At 50.4% G+C, this 3,281-nt stretch carries 3 protein-coding genes and 1 pseudogene; 3 read left to right on the top strand and 1 reads right to left on the bottom strand.

All coding sequences use genetic code 11. The features are described from left to right. From ACJHVI_RS09260 to ACJHVI_RS09250, 3 genes and pseudogenes are all read left to right on the top strand, one after another. Positions 1-141 (top strand): annotated as a pseudogene (locus tag ACJHVI_RS09260) (IS30 family transposase); the annotation flags it as partial. Between the two features lie 195 nt (positions 142-336). Further along, entirely contained in the window at positions 337-882 is a 546-nt protein-coding gene (orn, locus tag ACJHVI_RS09255) for an oligoribonuclease (RefSeq protein WP_483184447.1), read from the top strand. Further along, on the top strand, positions 879-1,589 hold the full coding sequence (locus ACJHVI_RS09250; RefSeq protein WP_483184446.1) for a response regulator: 711 nt from the start codon (positions 879-881) through the stop codon (positions 1,587-1,589). The genes orn and ACJHVI_RS09250 overlap by 4 nt, the downstream gene beginning before the upstream one ends. A gap of 345 nt (positions 1,590-1,934) precedes the next feature. Here ACJHVI_RS09250 and ACJHVI_RS09245 read toward each other — a convergent pair whose 3' ends face one another. Further along, on the bottom strand, positions 1,935-2,990 hold the full coding sequence (locus tag ACJHVI_RS09245; protein WP_483184445.1) for a mevalonate kinase family protein: 1,056 nt from the start codon (positions 2,988-2,990) through the stop codon (positions 1,935-1,937). Positions 2,991-3,281 lie beyond the last annotated feature (291 nt).

Raw genomic sequence — 3,281 nt, 5'->3', positions numbered from 1 at the left:
TTCCCCAACCAACAGGATATAAACCGCTGGAGCGATGATTATATTCAATTGGTCGTCGACAAATTAAATCTACGACCGAGAAAGTGTTTAGGCTGGAAAACACCTTATGAAGGTTACTTTAAAAAAGTATTGCACTTGGTTCGACAATTCAAGGGTTTAAAAAGAGGTGCGAATTATACGCTAAAGGCAAAAATGTGGTAGCGGCACAACAAAAATATTTCCTCGCCGATTATCAGCATATTCGACAATAAAAACTTACCGCTTTATAGAGAAAAACCGCCGCCGGCAATAGGCGCGTGGTACACTGCTCTTTTCGATACACATAGAAAATAGCATATGAAAACCGAATGCGGACGCCTCATCTGGATTGATTTGGAAATGACGGGACTGGACCCGCAGCGTGATGAAATCATTGAAATCGCGACCATTGTCACCGATGCCGAACTGAATATTCTCGCCGAAGGACCGGTGATTGCCATTCATCAAAGCGATGCCCTTATGGATCATTTAGACGATTGGAACCGCCGCCATCACGGCGCTTCGGGCTTGATTGAGCGTGTTAAAGCCAGCCGAATCGATATGGCGGAGGCCGAGAGGCAAACCCTTGAATTTTTAAGCCAATATCTTCAAGCCGGCAAATCGCCGATGTGCGGCAACAGCATCTGCCAAGACCGCCGTTTTCTCGCCCGCCATATGCCGAGGCTGGAAAAATTCTTTCACTACCGAAATTTAGACGTTTCGACGATTAAAGAGCTGGCGGCGCGTTGGTATCCGCAACATCAATACCATAAACGCAGCACGCATCAGGCTTTAGCCGATATTCAAGAATCGATTGCCGAACTCAAGCATTACCGCCAACACATCTTTCAATCGCGCTCATGAGCAAAAAACGCCTCTTAATTATTGAAGACGAAAGTTCCATCGTGCAATTACTGCGCTTTGCCCTTGAGGCGCAATATGAGATTCACGCAGTCGATACGCTGCGTGCCGCCGAAGCCGCCTTGCGCGCAGAAATACCGCACATCATCATCTTGGATTGGATGCTGCCCGACGGCAACGGCGTTCAGTTGCTCGCGATGCTGCGCCGCGATGCGCGCTACCGTCACCTGCCGATTCTGATGCTCACCGCGCGCAGCAGCGAAGCCGACATCACCAAAGGATTGGAAACAGGGGCGGACGATTATCTGACCAAACCCTTTTCCGTCGCGGAATTACAGGCGCGCTTAAAAGCCCTGCTACGGCGCAGCGGTGAAGAAGAACGCAGCCAAGAACTGCATTACCCGCCCTTGCGCATGGATTTAAGCAGCAATCAAGTCTTTTATCAACAAACCCCTATTCCCCTGCACCGCCGCGAATTTGCCCTGCTGCGCTGCCTCATGAAACACAGCGGCAAAGTGCTCTCGCGCGAACAGCTGCTTGATCAGGCATGGGGCGATGACGGCGAAATCGCCGATCGTGCGGTGGACGTATCCGTGCGCCGACTGCGCAAAGCCTTTGAAGACCAAGGCTATGATTTGCCGATTAGCACCGTGCGCGGACTGGGTTATCGTCTGGATAAAATCGATATAGCCGGAGAAATGGAAAAGTAGTACAAGGCGGCGAGCCGCAGACAGTACAAAGCGTAGGGCAAGGCGCGCCAATACTGTAATATAGTTGATTCATGACAAATATGAACATTATATTTTTAACCTTAGCTTAGGCGTTTATGCCAGAAAGTACTCGCATGACAAATTGCGTTGGGCATAAATGTCTAAGATACTAATTTATAAAGAAGTAGTCGGATTCTTGAATCCGACAAATTTATATTTTAAGTAATGTCGGATACAAGTATCCGACCTACCCGATTGAAAAATGATTAATTTTGCCATTAATTGACTATACTTTTTCAATTCTTCTACTATAGCGATAACAACCGAGCATAAAGCCCCTATTCATTAACTATGCGGTGAAACGATCGCCGCACCTTCTGCCGCCACCTGCAAACGCCCCCAAGACAATTGCGGATAGTTTTTTTCCAACAGGGTACGCAATGCCGCCTCATCTTGATGATAAATCAGCAGCATGCCGCCGGCATCGCCGCGAATGCTGCCGGCGCCGCTGATTTTTGCTGCGCCGCCGCTATTTTGTATCGCAGCGACAATCGCTTGGCTGGCCGGCGGCACAATGCCGATTCTGTGCAATAAAGATTGATTGTTGGCGATGGCGGCGGCAATCGCCTGCGCGTCTTGATGCTGCAATGCCGTCTGCAAGGCGGTGCTGCAAGCGCCGAAAGCCTGCCACAGCGCTGCATCTTTGCCAAACTGTTCCCGTACCGCTGCCACGCATTCGCCGGTGCTGCTTTGCGGAATCCCTGTCAGCAACCAGTAAAAATCCTGAAGCGGCACATCCAGCGGCTGCGGTTCTTGATTGGCCAGAAGTTGCACGCCGCCGTAAGTAACCGCCGCCGCATCAATCGCGCTGCCCTTGCCATGCTGCAAACGTTCGCAAAAACGAATCCGCGCAAAACGTTCTGCCAAGCTCTGCGGCTGATTGAGCAAATGCTCATATAAAACCATGGTCGCGGCGATAATCGCCGCCGAAGAGCCCATGCCGGCGCCCAAAGGCAAATCCGAGCGGGTATGCAGTTGTCCGGCACGCAGGCGCCCTTCTCCGTTGCGCGTGGGCAGGAAATGTCCAGCAATTTGTGCCAAAGTGTAAAGCATCAAATCATCGGGACGCTGCAAAATGTTTTTTACCGCCAATTCGCCTTTGGCAAAGGCTTCAAAGCGCGCATCGAGCTTATCGCGCAAACTCTGCAAGGCGCTCAGCGGCATGCGTCTGCCGGTGGCGATGCCTGCCAAAGCGGTGCGCAAACTGTTGCCGCGCGAGAGCGGATGAAATTGCACGGTGGTATAACGCGCAACCGCCGCTACGATCGCCGGCTGTCCGTAAACCACCGCATGTTCTCCGCTTAATATGATTTTTCCCGGCGATTGTGCCGTAATATTCATGACCATTCCCTCATTTTTTGCGCAGTATAGCATTACCGGGCAATAAAAAAGCCAAGACGGACGTCTTGGCTTTATTCGCGATTGCGCGATTATTTTTGCGCTTTAGCGGCTTCAATGATCATTTTCATTTGTTCGACGCCGGCTTTGCAACCTGAAACCTTTGCAAAACCTCAAAGCATCTAAGTTGCTTTGGGCTTTTCAACAAAAATGGCATTATGTGCCCAAATTTTACCCATTCACCCTGATTAAACAGCCTATTTCAGGCTGCTTACCGCCTTTTCAGGCAGCAAT

This window comes from Suttonella sp. (assembly GCF_056855035.1).
The sequence above is the reverse complement of the archived record's forward strand: the minus strand, read 5'-3'. Positions and strand labels throughout refer to the sequence as shown.

Bases quoted from the DNA above. Each gene is read 5' to 3' on its own strand.
- ACJHVI_RS09245 (WP_483184445.1), bottom strand. From the start codon at position 2,990: ATGAATATTACGGCACAATCGCCGGGAAAAATCATATTAAGCGGAGAA.
- orn (WP_483184447.1), top strand. From the start codon at position 337: ATGAAAACCGAATGCGGACGCCTCATCTGGATTGATTTGGAAATGACG.
- ACJHVI_RS09250 (WP_483184446.1), top strand. From the start codon at position 879: ATGAGCAAAAAACGCCTCTTAATTATTGAAGACGAAAGTTCCATCGTG.